The organism is Dietzia sp. PP-33, assembly GCF_033790845.1.
In the GTDB taxonomy this organism is placed as follows: domain Bacteria; phylum Actinomycetota; class Actinomycetes; order Mycobacteriales; family Mycobacteriaceae; genus Dietzia.
In genome coordinates, this window is the sequence record NZ_JAMYEI010000012.1 from 68,549 (window position 1) to 84,286 (window position 15,738).

13 protein-coding genes are annotated in these 15,738 nt (G+C 64.5%); 8 read left to right on the forward strand and 5 right to left on the reverse strand.

Features of this window, described 5'->3' with window-relative positions:
* The first annotated feature begins 165 nt into the window (after positions 1-165).
* The 4 genes from NJE57_RS17705 to NJE57_RS17715 all read left to right on the forward strand — a co-directional run bounded on the left by NJE57_RS17705 (position 166) and on the right by NJE57_RS17715 (position 3,685).
* Positions 166-2,736: a hypothetical protein gene (locus tag NJE57_RS17705; RefSeq protein ID WP_157126996.1), complete on the forward strand. Its 2,571-nt coding sequence runs from the start codon at positions 166-168 to the stop codon at positions 2,734-2,736.
* A gap of 118 nt (positions 2,737-2,854) precedes the next feature.
* A complete protein-coding gene (locus tag NJE57_RS20045; RefSeq protein WP_413464434.1) occupies positions 2,855-2,932 on the forward strand; it encodes a type II toxin-antitoxin system RelE family toxin in 78 nt (25 codons plus the stop codon).
* A 228-nt stretch (positions 2,933-3,160) separates the two neighbouring features.
* A complete protein-coding gene (locus NJE57_RS17710) occupies positions 3,161-3,406 on the forward strand; it encodes a type II toxin-antitoxin system Phd/YefM family antitoxin (protein ID WP_033098516.1) in 246 nt (81 codons plus the stop codon).
* A gap of 21 nt (positions 3,407-3,427) precedes the next feature.
* Positions 3,428-3,685: a type II toxin-antitoxin system RelE family toxin gene (locus NJE57_RS17715; protein WP_032375740.1), complete on the forward strand. Its 258-nt coding sequence runs from the start codon at positions 3,428-3,430 to the stop codon at positions 3,683-3,685.
* Positions 3,686-4,282: 597 nt separating this feature from the next.
* Here NJE57_RS17715 and NJE57_RS17720 read toward each other — a convergent pair.
* Positions 4,283-4,858, reverse strand: a complete 576-nt coding sequence (locus NJE57_RS17720; RefSeq protein WP_033098518.1) for a ParA family protein — start codon at positions 4,856-4,858, stop codon at positions 4,283-4,285.
* A gap of 1,541 nt (positions 4,859-6,399) precedes the next feature.
* Between NJE57_RS17720 and NJE57_RS17725 the strand changes: the two genes are divergently transcribed.
* Positions 6,400-7,557: a hypothetical protein gene (locus tag NJE57_RS17725; RefSeq protein WP_319029818.1), complete on the forward strand. Its 1,158-nt coding sequence runs from the start codon at positions 6,400-6,402 to the stop codon at positions 7,555-7,557.
* 38 nt (positions 7,558-7,595) lie between these two features.
* On the opposite strand, the gene mobF is transcribed toward NJE57_RS17725, so the two are convergent.
* Positions 7,596-11,132, reverse strand: coding sequence for a MobF family relaxase (mobF, locus tag NJE57_RS17730; protein ID WP_319029820.1), 3,537 nt, complete (start codon positions 11,130-11,132; stop codon positions 7,596-7,598).
* 316 nt (positions 11,133-11,448) lie between these two features.
* On the opposite strand from mobF, the gene NJE57_RS17735 reads away from it, so the two are divergent.
* Positions 11,449-11,757, forward strand: a complete 309-nt coding sequence (locus tag NJE57_RS17735) for a hypothetical protein (RefSeq protein ID WP_319029822.1) — start codon at positions 11,449-11,451, stop codon at positions 11,755-11,757.
* Positions 11,741-12,313, forward strand: coding sequence for a hypothetical protein (locus NJE57_RS17740; RefSeq protein ID WP_319029824.1), 573 nt, complete (start codon positions 11,741-11,743; stop codon positions 12,311-12,313). The genes NJE57_RS17735 and NJE57_RS17740 overlap by 17 nt, the downstream gene beginning before the upstream one ends.
* A 137-nt stretch (positions 12,314-12,450) precedes the next feature.
* Here the strand turns inward: NJE57_RS17740 and NJE57_RS17745 are convergent, their stop codons facing one another.
* The 3 genes from NJE57_RS17745 to NJE57_RS17755 all read right to left on the reverse strand — a co-directional run bounded on the left by NJE57_RS17745 (position 12,451) and on the right by NJE57_RS17755 (position 14,162).
* The gene (locus tag NJE57_RS17745; RefSeq protein WP_319029826.1) at positions 12,451-12,714 is read right to left on the reverse strand and encodes a hypothetical protein; all 264 of its coding nucleotides are present in this window, start codon (positions 12,712-12,714) and stop codon (positions 12,451-12,453) included.
* 139 nt (positions 12,715-12,853) lie between these two features.
* Positions 12,854-13,414, reverse strand: coding sequence for a DNA-binding protein (locus NJE57_RS17750; RefSeq protein ID WP_319029827.1), 561 nt, complete (start codon positions 13,412-13,414; stop codon positions 12,854-12,856).
* 304 nt (positions 13,415-13,718) lie between these two features.
* On the reverse strand, positions 13,719-14,162 hold the full coding sequence (locus NJE57_RS17755) for a hypothetical protein (protein ID WP_319029828.1): 444 nt from the start codon (positions 14,160-14,162) through the stop codon (positions 13,719-13,721).
* Positions 14,163-14,498: 336 nt separating this feature from the next.
* On the opposite strand from NJE57_RS17755, the gene NJE57_RS17760 reads away from it, so the two are divergent.
* Complete coding sequence (locus NJE57_RS17760; RefSeq protein ID WP_319029830.1) at positions 14,499-15,542, forward strand: PDDEXK nuclease domain-containing protein; 1,044 nt, start codon at positions 14,499-14,501, stop codon at positions 15,540-15,542.
* Positions 15,543-15,738 lie beyond the last annotated feature (196 nt).

Sequence of the window (15,738 nt, forward strand, 5' to 3'; positions counted from 1 at the left end):
CGAACCACCGCGGCACGCACAGATGCGTGGCGATGTACGCCCTGCCTCCGAACCCACAGCTGACCTCGGGCAGTACTTGCGCCGCGTCCTGCACCTGATCAGACCAGTACATGAAACGCCGACCCCCTGATGGCGGCACTTAGTCGGGGTCGGCGAGAATAGACCGTGTCCATTCCGGTGTCCGAGCAGCGCAAGCTGCATCAGCGCTCTGGTAACCGCTGCGCATTCCCAGGTTGCCGACGGGTGCTGACCGCCGCAGCGACCCCGCACAATCGGTTGGCAGTACTCTGCGAAGACGCGCACATCGTGGCCGAAAAGCCCACCGGACCTCGCGGTGATTCACCGATGACGCTGGTGGAGCGAAATCGGTACGAAAACCTGATCCTGCTGTGCAACTATCACCATCAGCAGATCGATTCACAGCCCGAGTCATTTCCCGTAGAGCTGCTCCACCAGTGGAAGTCCCAGCACGAGGAGTGGGTCGAGACGGTTCTGGACGGTGAAGCTGCGCCGCCTGCGCCGACTGCCGCCACCCCATATGCAGTGTTCGGACACGAAAAATACATCGACATCGCTACCGAGGCGTCGGAACAACGCCGGCGCCAACGGCGCCTTGGGGCGGGCCTAGAAGAGGCCCAGGCTGAGCGGTCGCTTGGCCAGCACGTTGTAGTTCCGGACTATCTGCGAGTTCTAAACGCTGGCGATGCTTGTGTCTTGGTCGGCGCACTGGGGTCAGGCAAGTCGGATATGGCAGAAGAATGGCATCGATCCAACCTGGTCACAGCACAAGCGGATTCGGCGGGCCCGATACCGGTGTGGCTCAGCTCGGGGACGCTGAATAAGGCAATCGAAGACTTCCTGGTGGGGGAAATCGGCATCCAGTCGCTGGCGAGTCAGGGGGTCGATGTGGTCGTTGATGGCCTCGACGAGCACACCGAGGATGCGACCAGAACGCTCGCCGAGGCTAGGAATCTCGTTAACCGTTGGCCGAAATCGCGAGTAGTGCTCACCGCACGGGCTGTCGACCCAGCTTCACCCGTTCGCGAAGTAGCCGCACCACTCCTGGACGACGGGCATGCCGGTCGGTTGATGACGACCGTTGCTGGACGGCAACTGCCACCCCTGAGTGACCAGCTCACCGAGGCCGCTCGGCGACCTCTGTTCGCGCTGCTCATCGCGCGCCACGCCTCGGCGGCCGAAGGTGCCAACGGCATCCCCGAACTTGTCGACCGCGTCGTCGACGACATCGTCGAACGCGAAGGTTTCGATCTCTACGCCGAGCTAAAACGATTAGCGGTCGAGACCATCCGCGACGGCAAGCCAATCGATCCCGCGCGATTCACCACGGCGCAGATTGCCGCCCGTGTGCGGGGGTCGTCGCTAGTGACCCGGACAGGACGGACTTGCGCGTTCTCGCTCGCGACCTTCGAGCAGTGGTTCGCCGCCAAAGCGATCCTTGAGGAGGAAGTCGACCTCAATGAGGAAATGACCTCTCTCGAGTCGTTCGATCGGTGGAAGTACGTTCTGGCTATCGTGCTGGCCGCCGGCGAGCCCGGCCGAGCAGACCTGGTGATGGACAGGCTCGTCCGATGGAACCCCGGTGCTGCAGCGTGGGTCATTAAGGAGACACACGCTGGAGGACTCGCGCGCACGAATCCCGACTACAACTCTGCTGACTGGGCAAAAATTGGTGCCCGTCTTCGATTCGCAGCAGAAGCCTGGATCGCAGGACTGGGACCGCTCGCCCTCGCGACATTCCCGGCGCAAATGACCGGAACGGCCAGTCTTGAGCGGATCGCCCTCGCAGTCGATGTGGAGGCATGGTCTCTACGGATTTCGTGGCTAATCCGGGATGAACTTCCCGGACCGCCGCTAGACAGGGTCACCTCACTGTCCGGCACCTCGCCCTTCGCTCTCAACCGATCAATTTCGTTGAAGACTCATCCCATTACAACCGGTCCCAATTGGATCTGGGAAACCATGCGGGATCACCTCGGCTCTGACATCGGCGAGAGGCTCGCGATCGTCGCTGACCAGGTGGTTTACTCGCAGGACAGTGTTCTCCATAATGAAATTATCGATATGCGCCGATCGAAGAACCTAGGTTCTCCGATGGTGCCGGAAGACCAGCATCCAGACGCAACGTCTGCGCTCTACCCAGGTCCGGACATCGGCCCGTCCCACGAAGCGCCGTGGGGTCAATATCATCCAGCAACAATCCTGGCCCGCGCCGAGGCCGTCGCCGCTGCGGCGATGAACTGCTACCTCGAACTAACGTCGCTGCTCACCCCAAACTTCGGCGATACTCTCGGTATCCGGGGTCTGATGCCGGTTGAGTTCTACGGCAACGTGCGCCATACAACCTCTGACGCCAATGGTCCCGACACTTGGGGACCTCCAGAACCCAGTCTTGCATGGCTGCTGAAACCCATAAGCGCTCACAATGGAGCGCCCCTGGATCGCACCTCCATAATCAACACGGTGTCGCTCACACTCAACGACGAGGCTCGTGACGCGGAACTTCGCGACGACCATGAAGAGCTCTACAACTGGCACGAGCAACGAATCCTCGGTCGCCCCGCCTACGAGCCGTTCGCGGCGTCGTTCTCAATTCACTTCGGCAGCTTCGACATCCTCGGCTACCGGCCCGCGACTCGCCTAGCACTTAGCTGGCTATGGGACGACCTCAAACGCCTTGGCTGGTTAAAGGGTACTGCGCCTAGATTCCATAACTGACGAATCTCATACTTATTTCGATCATCGATTGAAGCACTCGCGGTGACGCCGCGACCGCCCGGAGCAATCCAACTCGCTGGAGGCGAAGGCGTACCGTATACGGGTTGGCAGCTACCGCATCGTCTACGACATCGAAGACGACGCCTTCGTTGTACTCGTTCTAGGCGGTGGGCACCGCGGCGTCGTCTACAAGTAACAGCTATCTACATGCACACCAGGCAGCGCCACCCTCCCCGAGTTGGAGCATGGTCGTCACGAAGCCCTGTGCGCCAGCGCCACACTGGGCAAACACCAAAAGACCGTCGAGTGCCGATAATGTCAGATTCCGTCAAGTGTGCGGATCAGGAGAGACGAGTCGATCCCACTGCGCGCGGCATCTACGGACCACTAGACCGCGAGTTGTACAAGATGTACTATTGGGGTCATGGTGACCACGACGCTCAGTAACTTCCGCGCCCATCAGAGCAAGGTGCTCGACGCCGCACAGCGGGCGCCTGTGGAGATCCTCAGCCGTGGCAGCCGTCGTCGCGCCGTTGTCGTCTCGCCGGAGTTCTTCGACCGGGCACTGCAGGCCCTGGAGGATCAGGCCGACGTTCAGGGCGCGGCCGACGCTCGCCGTGAGGGCGGCAGCATCTCCCACGAGGAGCTCATGGCGGAACTGGGCCTGTAAACCTGCGCACCCCACTCGCTGATGCCCTATTCGATCACCTATAAGCCCTCGGCCGCCAAAGCCCTCCGCAAAGTCCATCCCACCGAGCAAAAGCGAATCGTCCGCGCCATCGAGGCCCTCGCGGTGACACCGCGACCGCCTGGCGCGATTCAGCTCGCCGGAGGCGATGGCGAACTCCGCATCCGCGTGGGCGACTACCGCATCATCTACGACATCGAGGATGACGCTCTCGTCGTACTTGTGCTGCGCATTGGGCACCGCGGCGACGTCTACAAGTGACTCCGTCCCACTCAGAGTCGCCACCGGGCGTTCGATGAGACGCCACTCGCAGACGCCGGTAGGACGCGTTTCGACGATCCGCAGTCGGCACGGCTCGCGATTGCAAGTTCCAACGCCTAAGCAGACAAGCCGAAGCTGCTAGAACTGCTCGTTACCCAGGATCTCGAAGCCACCAAGGGCGGCCCACTAACGGCATGAACATCATCCAGTCATCGACTGCACCGATACGCGGGAACACAAGTGGGTCAACGCGGCCCGGCCGCCGAGAGTTCTGCCAGCAGGAAAGCGACCCAGAACCATGCAGCGGTATATACCTCAATCCCTTTTTGCCGACTACGGTGTTTACCACTGGGTGAAACTACTCAGGAAGCGCGTTTCGGATAGCGGCCTCGATAAACTCAGACACCGTCTCCCCTTGCTGGATGGCCGCGATCTTCGCTCTCCGGTACACCTCAACATCAAGCGCTAGAGATGTCTTCGTACGCCGAGGACCGGCCGGGCGTGCGGCTTCGGAAGCAGAGAACGTCTCCGAGACCGGCCGGATGGGAGCTGCGGCCCGTGGGCGCAAACTACGGCTCACCGGTTCCGATTTGCCACTCATTTAGTCACCTCAACGATCTCGTCCATCAGGTCTCGATAGCCGAAGAAGCTTGTTGGACATATGCCGAATGACTGGCGTATCGCCTGTCGCTTCCCAATCACATTCTCGAATACGAACACCCCTTCCGATTCAAGGGCCTCCTTCGTGAGCTCAAGCAGCTTAGTGCCGAGCTCAACGCTCGTGAGAAGGACGCCAGCTGGCTTATGCGCAGCAGCCTCCAACGTTGGCCAGACGCGCTGGAGGTCTAACCCAGACGGCGCAGTGGGGACCACGACAACATCCGCCGCATCGATCGCGGCCTGAATGATGTCAGCAGCACCCGGAGGCGTGTCGATCACTGTGATATCGCTACTAGATGCGCGCGAAAGCGTGATCTTGTTCGCGGGCGAGACTTGAAACGGCAAAGGCACACCCCCCTCCGTCGCAATCTCAGCCCAACTAGTGGCGGACCCCTGAGGATCCGCGTCTAGCAACTCAGTCGACTTGCCCTGCGCGCTCGCGACCGTCGCTAGGTAAATGGCGGTGGTCGTCTTACCGACGCCACCCTTGGTGTTAACTACCGCAATCTTCAAAACCCGCTACACCTCTATCCTCTTATACCGAGATACCGCTGTACCCGTTCTGGTCATTACCTTGATACCAAAACCTCAGCACAGGAGTGTGCCAGCCACGCCGAACGTCCCGAAATACCTTTGGACCATTAGCGGTACAGCGGGAACCACCGTTCGACCGTTGACGGTATTACGGTATGCACCGGTGTTGGTGTTTCGGTAAGTACCGATGCTGGTGTGCCGCCGCCGCTGACCGCCGACAGAGCCGTAGACGGCGCCAAAAACTCCACCTCACCTAGGCGTGTCGATAGGATTTGTGGCGCCAAGTGTGGGAGTTTTCCTCCCATGGCGACGAAGCAGCGGGGCCCCGGGCGACCGTCATTCGGCGAGCGCATGCGCGTGCCCGTCCGTATGGCCCCTGAGGTGTACGAGGCACTTCGGGTGGAAGCCAGGTCTAGAGGCGTCTCGATGTCTCAGTACTTGGCTGACCTCGCCGCCATCAATCTTGGCCTGCCCGAGGCCGTAGTTCCACCTGCAGATGAGGAGGCAATTTCAGCGTGAAGCGGTGGCCGGCCCGTGCCCGGCCAACAGTTGAACACCCCGCAACCCTGAAATGACTAATCCCGGCCCACTGGCAGGTGGACCGGGATCGAAAGTCAAGAGTTCGAGTTACCGCTCAAACTCGGTGTTGCTCACCAATTAGGAGAGCTGTGCTTCCAGGCACCTCTCAGAGTAAGTCATACCCATCGGATGGTCCAGTCGCTCTGATCGGCGTGTCTCGCTCTGACCTCGATAACCTCACAACCCGAGATTCCACCTGGTGGTGGGACTCTGTGGTGTGCGCGTGGAGTCCGCGCCCGTATGTGCGTGTCGACTTGCACAAGGCGCACACCTTCGCCTCCACCAGGCGCCTCACCGACGGCGCGCCGGGGGAGGGGACGCCTTTCGCGCTGCACTTGACCGATGAATCGGGCAAGTTTCGGCTCCTCGCCCTCGATTTCGACGCCCACCATGCCGGCTCAACCGCGGACAAAGACCTCGCCGCGTGCACAGCTGCCCTGACTGCCACGGGCATCGAGCACTTGGTGTGCTCGTCAGGACCTGGTGGGGGATACCACGTATGGATCCGGCTGAGCACCGCCGTCTCCCCGCAGCGCCTGGCACCGATCATCGACGCTTTCAGCGCCGCGTGGCCCTCGCTGGATCGGGGCCCGCTGTCCAACTCGCGTACAGGTTGTGTCCGCGCCCCAAGCGCACCCCACCGCGCCGGCGGCACATCGATGCCCCTGACAGATCCCCATATTCGCCCGGTGTCCCTGCGCGTTTTGCGCACAGTTCGCACGCGGCTGACACAACCCCCTCAGACTAAGGGCACCTCCACCGCCGGTGCTGGGATCGTCCCGATTCCTGTGCACGTCGATGTGCAAGGGCACCCGTGCCTTGCCGGGCCCAGGCGCCCCCTGAACCCGCAGATACGTGCACTTGCCCGCGCCCCGATCAGTGCCCGAACGGATGCCTCTGCGGTGGGGTGGTCAATCCTGTTGGCCTGCGCCCACGCTCGGATGCAGTATCGCGACGTGCACGAGGCTGCTTTCACCGACCGCTGGCCCGGGTTGGAGTTTGTACGGACTAGCCGCACCAGTGCGGGCGAGCGCACCCCTCGATTCGATGCGGAAGCCGAGTTGACCCGCCAGTGGGCCAAAGCGGTCACCGCGGCCAGCTTTACCCCCCGCAGCACCACCGCGCCCTCACCGGCCCGCCGGGCAGCCGAAGCGATCGTCGCTGAGCTGTTGCCCCGGATGAACGCCCAGCCCGACAGATGGGCCGGTAAGACCGGGGCCCAGGATCGGCTGCTTCTCCTGGGCTTGGCGGCCAGGACCCTGGCAGCAGCCGCAGACAACGTGCAGCTGTCCGAGCGCGACTGGGCCATCGCCGTCGGCCTGACGCGAGACGTCGTGACCAGCCGTCTGAAGGTGTTGATCCAGCAGGGCTGGATTGCGCGGGTCCAAAGATCAGCAGGCCCCTGGGCGGCAGTCTGGAGGGTCGGAAGACCCGGGGGCGGGAAACAAAGAAGTGGTGCAGTATTTTCCGCAGAGCTAGAGCGGAGGCTGCAGGGGGAGCTGGAGCGTGCTCGCGCTGATATCTGGCACGCTCGCTCGCTGGGAGTACTCGGGTTGCGGGTATGGGAGTTGCTGAGCAGCGAACGGTTGTCGGTCAAGCAGGTAGCGGCTCGGCTGGGGGTGTGTGCGTCAACGGTTCGCAGCAAGATTGCTGCGCTCCAGTCCTACGGCTTGGCCACCTCCAGTGGGCGCGCCTATCAGGGCCGTTCCCGATTGGCTCGGGCTGCGGCCCTGGCCGGAGTGACGGGAGCACACGCTGATCGGGTGCGTTTGTACAGGCTGCAGTCGGCGGTGTTCGTGTGGTGGTTCACCACCCGCTATCAGCCGGAGCGCTCCGATGCGCTGGCCGAGTGGGGCATGTTTCCCACCCCGGATGAGGCCGAGAACGTCCACCCGGTCGATATCGCATTGGCCTATGGCGTCACCAGTACCGGCCCCCCGGTACAGGCAACAACATGGGGCGCGGCGATGGCCGCGCAGGAGCGGCACCGGGAGCACGATCCCGGTAGTTGGTGGGAACTTGTTGCCGCGGCTCGGGCCGCGCTGCCGGCCCCCGACATGCTGCTCGCACCCCATCAGTGGGCTGCCACCGCTGCCTGACACCACCATGGGTGGCTGTCCCTGTGAGACCAGGCATGTCACCACAGGTCGGGGGAGGTGTCCGGTCCTGTCGTCGGCCCCCAATCCGAAGAGGCCCCCAGGGGCTCGACGTCCGGTCCATGCTCGTGTTCTGCGGCGCGGTGTTCGAGGTAGGAGGCGACGAAGTCGTCGGCGTCGGGCGTGCCTGTGTCGTCCGGGGTGGTGGTGAGCTTTTCGCGGGTGGCGGTCAGCCAGGTGGCGAGTTCGGAGTCGCTTGTGGTGGTTTCTGGTGGGGGAGTGGGCAGGGCGTCGGGTTCGCCGTTTCCTCTGGTCACGTGACGTATCCGGTGTGCGATGACGGCGCCTGCGGATTTCGCGGTGTCGAGGTTGTCGGTGGCCTCGAGCCACAGTTCGCGGGGGTCCAGGCCTGCTTGGGCTGCTTCGGTCCAGGCGTGTTCGAGGTCAGCCCGCGCTGCGGGGTCGGCCTCGAGTTGGTGGGTGTGGGTGCGGGGGAGTGCGTCGAGGTAGTCGGGCAGGGTGTTCGCGGTGAAGGTTTGAGCGGCTAGTTCTGCGCCGTGGCGGTAGAGCTGTTCGAGGCGTTCGGGTGCGGTGGCGGTGGTGTATTCCTGCCGCAGGGTGTCAATGGCTGAGGTGTTGCGGGTGTCGCGGCCCAGCACATTGGTCAGGACCTGTGTGGGTGTGGGGGCGTTCTGGTCGCCGACCGAGTGCATGTGGGCGTCTTCGGCGCCCAGGTCGAGGGAGTGCTCGCACACCGTGTAGGCACGGTTTTCTTTTTTGCCGCGGGTCATGGCGACGTATAGGCCGGCGCGGTCGACGGTGTTGTCGATGACGGCGTGGGTGGTGTCGACGGTGGCGCCTTGGGCGCGGTGGATGGTGCTGGCGTATCCGAGGTGGATGTTGGTGTGGGCGTAGCTGGCGGGGATGAGCATGTCGGCGCCGGTGTTCTGGTCGCGCACGGCCAGGGCGCCGTCGTCGGTGATGCCGGTGACGGTGAACAGTTGGCCGTTGATGACCCGGCCCAGGGGGGTGCGGTCGTTGTCGGTGTGGAGGGTGGCGTTGGTGCGGGCGATGACGGTGTCCCCGACACCGACGGCATCGCCCCGGGACACGCGCATGGTGTGGGTGTCGTCGACCAGCCCGGTGCTGATGCGGTCGGCGCGGATGAGGTCGTTGAGGGTGTCGACGTCGGTGTTGGTGGAGGCGATCACCAGACAGCGACGGCCAGCAGTAGTGTCTGCCAGGAAGGCGTGTGCGGCGTCGGTGAGCATCTGCTCCCGGTGCCCACCGGTGAGCCATCCCCGGTCGGTGTAGAGGGCCAGGGCGTCGGTGTCACCGTCACGAAGGCCCAAGGTGGCTTCGGCTTGGTCGGTGTCTGAGCCCATGCGCATGACCTCGCGCAGTTCGGGGGTTCCCGGGGTGCGGGTCAGGTCGGCCAGCAGGCCTCCGGTCTCCACGGCCGAAAGCTGTTTGGGGTCGCCGACCAGACGCAGGACGGCCCCGGATTCGGCGGCGATCTCGGTCAAGGCGGCCAGGTTCTCGGTGCTGGCCATGCCGGCTTCATCCACCAGCAGCATGTCGCCGGGGCCGATGGCCACCGGCAGGGCTGCGAGGGTGCGGCCGGGCTGGTTGGGGTTGCGGCCCAGCCACGTGAACGTCAGTGAGTCGATGGTGTGGCAGTCGGCGCCGATGTCCTCGGACAGGATGGCCGCGGCGGCCGCCGAGGGGGCCAGTCCGATCACGGTGTGTCCGGTTGCGTGCCAGGTGTCGGCGACGATCTTCATAGAGGCGGTCTTGCCGGTGCCGGCCGGTCCGACGCCGGCAGCGAGCAGGGTTCCCGCCCCGACCAGGTGCCCGGCCAGCGCCCGCTGGCCGGCATTCAGGCTCCACCCTTCGCTTGTCTCGTATTCGGCCAGGACATGCTCGAGGACCGCTGCCGGGGCGGTGACCGCGACCGGGGTACGCGCAGCGTCCAGGGCAAGCTGTTCGGCGTCCAGGACGGCGTGGGTGGTGAACTTTTCGGTGTTGGCGTGCCGGTCCACCCCGGCCCCGTCCGGACGGGTCAGGGCACCCGGCAGGTCGAGGATTTCTGGTGGGGTCAAAGGGATGACCAACTCATCCATGGCGGTGGCCATCACCGCCTGGTGCGCCTGTTCCAGGGTCTGCTCGCTGGTGAACACGTATCCCTTGAGTGCGGTCGACACCGCGGTCTGAACGTGCGAGCGGCGGAACTGTGCGCGCCTGGCCGTCACCGCCGCGACAGCCTTTTCAGCCACGGCGCGGGCATGAGTGTCGGCGTTGAAGATGCCCCGCTCGACTCCGGCCTTGCCGTGCCGGGTGACCCGTTCGGTGAGGGTGTCCAGAGCGTGCTCATCGACGATCTGTGCGGCCACCTCGCGCCAGCCGGCGCGGTGCTCGTCCAGCGACAGGGCCGGCTTTTTGGCGTCGCGGGTATCCAGGATGGCTTTCTGCCACAGGGCATACGAGGCGCGCTGTCCGGGTTGGCGGCCGTGCCTTTCGACGTAGTCGGCAACGAGCTGGTTGTAGACCGGGCGGGCCATCGCCCGTCGTGAGGAGAAAGCGTCGATCAGCTTGCGGTCGATGCCGGCGATTTCCCAGATCGGTGCCTTGTCCGGGTGCGGGTAGTGGGCCTGGAATTCCACGCCCATTCCCCGGGTGAGTTTGTCGTGCAGGATCGCGTCGTAGCGCGACGAGATCGCCTGATGCATCTGGAAGATGGCCCGCCCGTCCAGGGAGAGCCAGCGCCCGTCGGGGGCCTGGACTTTGTTGGCGATCAGCACGTGCGAGTGCAGGTCCGGGTCGCCGCCTCGGGTGTCAAAATGGGTGAACTCGGAGGCGATGATCCCGCCGGTTTTGACCTGTTTGATGCCTCCGGTCCCGACCCTGGTGTAGATGGCGTTGTCCTCGGCCCACGCCAAGGCTTCGGCGACGGCTTCGTGATGCAGCGCGGCGATGTGGGAGGCGGTGTTCTCGTCGGCCAGTGCCCACCAGACGCTGACACTTTTCACCGGAGAGAACGTGAAATCGAATCCGGCGACGGCTTGTTTGACGCGGTCGCGTTCCCGGTTGACCCAGGCGATGACGTCTTCCCCGGAGGCGTGCTCGTAGCCGAACTCTCGGGTGTAGAACGGGCGGGCCGTACCTTCGGCGATCTGGCCTCGCTCCTCGACGGTGGGGCGCCGTCCTTCCGTGACGAGGAAGGTTTTCTCGGCAGTAGCAATTGCCTGAAGGACCTCGACGCCGCCGGTGTAGATCGGGAAACTTCGGCCCAACTTGCAGGCCGCGAGGGGGGCGCCGTCGGCCATCTTCTGGTCGGTGTCCGGGTGCAGTCCCTCCCCGTACAGGGCGGCCATCTGTTCCTCGGTCACGGTGGCCCCGACGGTCGCGGTCTCGGAGTTCAATCCGGTCAGTCCGGAGCCGATCCAGACCCCCGGTGGGGTGCCTTTGGCGGCGTAGTAGTCCGACAGTGACTTGCCTTCGGGGTCGGCGTCATGGGTCGCGACCGAGCGCAGCAGGTACTGGTATCCAGTCCCTGCGTGAACCGCTCGCAGACTCATCACAGCCTCCAGAGTATGCGGCCGGTGGCGGGGCGTCTACGCCCCACGAGGCCGCAGGGCGCTGACCAGGTGTTTGCCGTCGTTCACTAGAAGTGCATACTGTGTGTGGCAGTTTAAGCGAGCGACGGCGAGGATGATCTAGCACGGCCGGTGCTAGATGTGGTGCGGCGATCGGGGACCAGGACGGCGAGACGATGACGGCGGCATGGTGGTTGGGCATTGCGGCACGATGGGTGGGGAAATAGGGTCGGGTGTCATGGCGGCTACCAAGACTGATTCACGTTCACAAACCGCACGCGCGAGGGCTCGTCAGGCGATGGCCGACGAGCTGGAGCGGGCACGCAAGCGCGAGGCCAAGCTGGTCGCGGCGTTCTCGGCGATCGATGCCCGCGATGACGCGCAGATCGCCCTCGGTCAGGCGCTGGTCGAGCTTCGGGACCTGGGCGTGGTGCAGGCCGATCTGGCGGAGATGACCGGACTGTCTGCCCGCGAGGTCGGGGCGGCGATCCGCGCCGCGAAGGACAACACCACCGACACCGACGACACGGTCAACGATGCCGACGGCGGTGACACGCCAGCGGCGGATCAGACCTCGGCGGACACCAACGGTGACCAACAGCACTGAGCCCGTCTCCGGCGGATGGTTCGAGGACATCCCGCTGCCGGGAATGGACGCCCGTCCCCGGCCCCGACCTGCCCCGAGGCGGTCCAGGCCGTACGACTCGACACTGCCTCCGACCGAAGCAGCGATCGCCGCGTTTGGCTCACGTGTCGTGCGCGCCCCGGGCAATGGATGCCACATCTGGACCGGCGCCATCTCCGACGGGTACGGACGGATCACCTGGCGACAAGGCGGCGTCAGCAGAACCGAGTACGCGCACCGCTTCGCCCTCCTAGTCGCCGGCCAACTGACCGCCGAGGCGATCGGTGAACACCGCTGCAACGAACCCTTGTGCGTGCGCCTAGACCCGGACCATCTCATCGCCTCAACCCAATCAGCGAACCTGCTCTACGCGGTCGCCTGCGGACGCACCGGAATCATCCGCAACACCACCGAACGCCACGACCGGCACGCCCGCTCCCTCGCCGTCCGCGACGCGGTCGCCGGCGGATGGAACCCCAAGGCCTACGCCCAAGCTTGCGGCAACACCGCACCACTAGACGAGCCCCCACTGTTCTAGAATCGTCTCCAAACACCTACAGCTATGGCCCCACCAAAGAGGTGGGGCCATAGTTGTATCGGTCGGGGTGGGAAGTGTCAGCGGGCGGCCGCTATGCGTCTTTGGCGGCGCAACTGCCAGTAACGCGGAATCGCCCACTACAACGGCGTCTTGTCGATCACCACACGTGCCAGACGCGACCGGTAATGCACATCGTTGCGCACCATGAACGACCAGTGCCCGACAAACCACGACACCATCCCCAACGCCATCACCGTCGGCGCCCAGGAGCTCGACTTCACCACCCCACAGAAGCCGATCACGGCGCAGATGCCTCCGATGCCGCGCGCCAGCGGCGGCACCAGAAGCGATGCCACCGCGACCACCGCCACGGCCTGTACCGCGGTCTGCAGATCCCACATGACGCCCCCCGTGTTGGCGTTCCGGCTGTTACGACCCGAACTCAACCGGCGGAGCTCCGAGCCACTTGTTCATTGGCAGTCCTGCTTTGTCAGTGTGCTCGCCCGGTCCGACACGACAAGGCCACCACGGTGCGGATCGCTACTTGTCCTCGGCGGCCTGCCCGGAGGAACGAAACGCGTCCAGCAGTTCACGCAAGGTGTCCGAGGTGGCCTCGGCCCGCACCCGGGCACGGTCGGCCTCCTCGGCCTGGGCGCGCGCCTGCTCTGCCTGACGCTGCATCGTCTCGAGTTGCTGGCGAACCTGGGCCAGCTCGGCCCGCAACTGCTCCGCGTCCCGGACCGCCTCCTCCCTGGCCGCGTCGGCGTCTGCTCGTTGCGCCGTGGCGGACTCCGCCGCAGCGAGGGCATCGGCCTCGCCGGCACGGGCAGCATCGAGCGCCACCGCAGTGGCCTCGTCTGCCTGCTCGGCGGCGCGCTTCCACGCCGCCGCCCACACCGAGGCCACCATCGCCGACATCGGCTCCGACAAGTCCGGGGCCTCCGGCACCTCGCCGGCTGCACCCGCGGCGTGCTCGCGCATCCACGCCGCCACCTCGCCGATCCGCACCCCCGCCTGTTTCTGCACCGCCCGCACGGTGACCTTGTCCCCACGCGCGACCAGCACGCCGTACGCATGCGCGATCTTCTCCGACGACGACATGATGGTCCTTTCGAGTTGGGTAACGGGAAACCGGTAACACTATTCGTTACCGACGTTACCGCATTCCGCGCGCGCTGAGTAGCCCGCGCACGATATGGAGCGTTGACTGTGGGGGAAGAGCACCCGTCGGAGCGGGTACCACCAGCGGCGAGCCAGATGCATCCCACTAACGGGTCGGGACCGGCGCGTCAGCCGTCATACCGGCGCTGCCCTCAGATATTGCAACGGTGGCCTTTGCCCAGGCGGCAGTCACTCGGCCGCCATTAGAGGCGGTGCTACCACCGCAGAGCGGCCGGGGGCGGCCTCAAATCAACCCCTCCTCGGTCAGATCGGAATGGACGATGCTGCGGATACGCACGTCTCTTGCGAGCATCTTGAGCTCCGCATCAGTGAGATCAAGGAGGCCAACAAGCTCCGCCGGCGCGCCGCCTGGCAAACGATCAGGCTTAGCACCAATTCCCAGCACGGCTCGGACATCACCTTCCGCCTCATTGGGCTGGATGGCCCGCCAATCCACAGCGACACCAGAGCGCGCATGGATCCATCCCAGTGAAATCATGGCCCTGCTGGCATCTTCAATAGACGGTGCGACAGAGACCCCTTCCCGATCGATGAGTGCGCCGCCCTCGACAAAACTCCAGCCACGTTCCGCGGCAACGATTCGCGCCACCTCCGTGGGCGACCGGTGCAGCATCTCTCCCGTCGGCCGAGCATCTGATGTGCCGCCCACTTTCTGCACTTTTTCCATCCCTACTACTCCCCTCTCAGTGCGTGTCGTATTTGACGATCGCCTAACGCGACACTTCTTAAACGAACTCCCAAGCGCAGGCTCGCGCAGCACGAACCCTAAACCCGGCTCATGCCGGTGTGGCACGTCCAAGCAGCGCAGCAAATACGACGAGGTCACAGCCTTATGCGGCCCGCCAATCATGAAGATCGGCCACGAGCACGTATCAGCAGGAGGCTATGGCGGTGTCCCGGTTGACGATCACCCCACAGGGAGCGATTGGCGAACACAGCGAATGCGGGGGTTCTTGCTGACCAGCTTGCAGGGTCGCAGGGGTGGGCCTGTCAGGATGGGCGGGTGAACTCCCGGGACCTGGACCTGCCATCCAACTATGGGCGCCTCGTCGAGGACCTCAAGGACAGGGTCCGACGAGCGCAGGTCACGGCGCAGCGCAGGGTCAACACCCAGCTGATCGAGTTGTACTGGTCCCTCGGGCAGGCCGTGCGCGAGGAGAGCGCCCGGCACGAGTGGGGTAGCGGTGTGATCCGCAGGCTCGCCGAGGATCTTCGGGTCGAGTTCCCCCAGATGAAAGGCTTTTCTGCCCGGAACCTGCAGTACATGGCGACCTTCGCCGGCGCCTGGGCGGCGGGGCCAATCGCGCAACAGCCTGTTGCGTACCTGCCCTGGGGGCACGTGACTGTACTGCTGGACAAACTCAGCGCCCAGGAAGATCGGGACAAGTACGCAGCCGCGGCCGTCGAGCACGGCTGGTCGCGCAACGTGCTCACCAACATGATCGCCAGCAGCGCCCTCGAACGCACCGGGGCGGCTCCGTCCAACTTTGCGCAACAGCTTGTTGCGCAAGATTCCGAGCTGGCACAGCAGATCGCCAAGGACCCGCTGATCCTTGATTTCCTGGACCTGTCTGGCGAGGTCGCCGAGCGTGAGCTCGAGGAGTCTCTGACCGACCGGATCGTCGATACATTGCGGGAGCTCGGCCCGGGATTCGCCTTCGTGGGAAGGCAAGTCCACTTCGACGTCGGCGGCGAGGACTTCTATGCCGACCTGCTGTTCTTCCACGTCGAGCAATTGCGGTACGTCGTCATCGAACTCAAGACCGGCAAGTTCAAGCCCGAACATGCCGGACAGCTGCAGTTCTACGTCGCTCTCGTCGAGGACCGCCTGCGCCGCGCCTCGCATGCCCCGACTGTCGGGATCCTGGTCTGCGGCAGCCGCAACGATCGCGTCGTCCGTTACGCACTGAACCAAGCCGGCGCACCCTTGGCCGTCTCAACCTTCAGCTACGCGAGCCTGCCCGCCGCCGAGCAGGAGTCGCTACCCAGCGAGGACGATCTCACCGCTGCCTTGGACCAGATCACCGAGGACGACGACCATCCGTAAACACGCCTGGAACACACCGTGGCACAAATGGGCCTTTTACCTGCCCCATGTGAGTGCCGATAACTTACGTTATGACAAGCTCAGGGTGTCGAGTTGTAGATCCTGCGAACTCAACACCTCCCCGAACTGCCCCTCGCCCGTAGTGCCCGACAGGCCGCGTGACCTGCACGCCCTCAGGTGCCGGATTGCCGCTCCG

Bases quoted from the DNA above. Each gene is read 5' to 3' on its own strand.
- NJE57_RS17710 (WP_033098516.1), top strand. From the start codon at position 3,161: ATGGTGACCACGACGCTCAGTAACTTCCGCGCCCATCAGAGCAAGGTG.
- NJE57_RS17715 (WP_032375740.1), top strand. From the start codon at position 3,428: ATGCCCTATTCGATCACCTATAAGCCCTCGGCCGCCAAAGCCCTCCGC.
- NJE57_RS17725 (WP_319029818.1), top strand. From the start codon at position 6,400: ATGCAGTATCGCGACGTGCACGAGGCTGCTTTCACCGACCGCTGGCCC.
- mobF (WP_319029820.1), bottom strand. From the start codon at position 11,132: ATGAGTCTGCGAGCGGTTCACGCAGGGACTGGATACCAGTACCTGCTG.
- NJE57_RS17735 (WP_319029822.1), top strand. From the start codon at position 11,449: ATGGCCGACGAGCTGGAGCGGGCACGCAAGCGCGAGGCCAAGCTGGTC.
- NJE57_RS17745 (WP_319029826.1), bottom strand. From the start codon at position 12,714: ATGTGGGATCTGCAGACCGCGGTACAGGCCGTGGCGGTGGTCGCGGTG.
- NJE57_RS17750 (WP_319029827.1), bottom strand. From the start codon at position 13,414: ATGTCGTCGTCGGAGAAGATCGCGCATGCGTACGGCGTGCTGGTCGCG.
- NJE57_RS17755 (WP_319029828.1), bottom strand. From the start codon at position 14,162: ATGGAAAAAGTGCAGAAAGTGGGCGGCACATCAGATGCTCGGCCGACG.